Annotated in this window: 2 protein-coding genes; both read left to right on the forward strand. The window is 62.1% G+C overall.

All coding sequences use genetic code 11. The features are described 5' to 3' along the window. A partial coding sequence (locus A2J03_RS05110) for a DsbA family protein (protein WP_156520211.1) occupies positions 1–299 on the forward strand: 299 nt, incomplete at its 5' end. After that, positions 274–918, forward strand: a complete 645-nt coding sequence (locus tag A2J03_RS05115) for a vitamin K epoxide reductase family protein (protein WP_068370429.1) — start codon at positions 274–276, stop codon at positions 916–918. The genes A2J03_RS05110 and A2J03_RS05115, both read left to right, overlap by 26 nt. Positions 919–1,019: the final 101 nt, after the last annotated feature.

The raw sequence follows: 1,019 nt of genomic DNA on the forward strand, positions 1-1,019 counted from the left end.
AGCAGGGCCGGTTCGAAGCGATGTATCAACGCATGTACGAAACCCAGGCGCAATGGGGCGAACAGCGGATCCCCATGGACGATCTGTTCCGCAGCTTCGCGGCCGATCTCGGACTCGACATGACCGCGTTCGATGCCGCCTACACCGACCCGGCAACGCTCGAGCGGATCCAGGCTGATGTCGCGGACGGGATGGCGCTCGGTGTGCAGGGAACCCCGACATTTTTTCTGAATGGCACCAAAATTGAACCCACCACCTACGGAGACCTCGCCGATGCCCTCGACGCTGCGCTCCGCTGAAGCCACCGAACCCGCTGCAGCACTGCCCCACGGGAGTGGGCCGTTCGATCGAAGCCTGCCCTGGCTGCTGCTCGCAGGAGGCCTGACCGCCCTGGCTGCCGCGCTTGTTCTCACGGTCGAAAAATTCGCTCTCGCACTCGATCCGGCTTACACACCCGCGTGCAGTATCAATCCGGTGCTCAACTGCGGATCGGTGATGGACACCCCACAGGCGTCCGCATTCGGATTCCCCAATTCCCTCCTCGGCGTCGGAGGCTTCGCCGTCGTAGCTGCACTCGGGGCGGCCCTACTCTCCGGTGCGGTGTTCGCTCGATGGTACTGGGCCGCAGTGCAAATCGGTGTCACAGCCGCCGCTGTCTTCGTGCACTGGCTCATCGTTCAATCCCTGTACGAGATCGGGGCGTTGTGTCCGTACTGCATGGTGGTGTGGGCGGTGACCGTCCCGGTCTTCTGGTACGTCACCCTGCGCAACCTCGACCGTGCAGTGACGAGACCCAGCCTGCGGCAGTGGGCCGACTGGTTGATACGCAATCATTCCGTTCCACTGACTGTGTGGTCACTGGCAGTAATCGCCTTGATCGCACAGCGCTTCTGGTCGTATTGGTCCACACTGTTATGACGCGGCAGCACATAGTGATTCGTCGTCCGCCGGGTTCTCGATACAGAAGGTCGCATTCGTGAAGCGCGGCTGGTCGATCCTGATGCTCGTACTGGTGGTCG

It is taken from the genome of Rhodococcus sp. EPR-157 (assembly GCF_001647195.1).
Taxonomy (GTDB): Bacteria; Actinomycetota; Actinomycetes; order Mycobacteriales; family Mycobacteriaceae; genus Rhodococcoides.

What these genes read in the sequence shown, in the direction of transcription:
- A2J03_RS05115 (WP_068370429.1), top strand. Translation starts at nt 274, where the DNA reads ATGCCCTCGACGCTGCGCTCCGCTGAAGCCACCGAACCCGCTGCAGCA.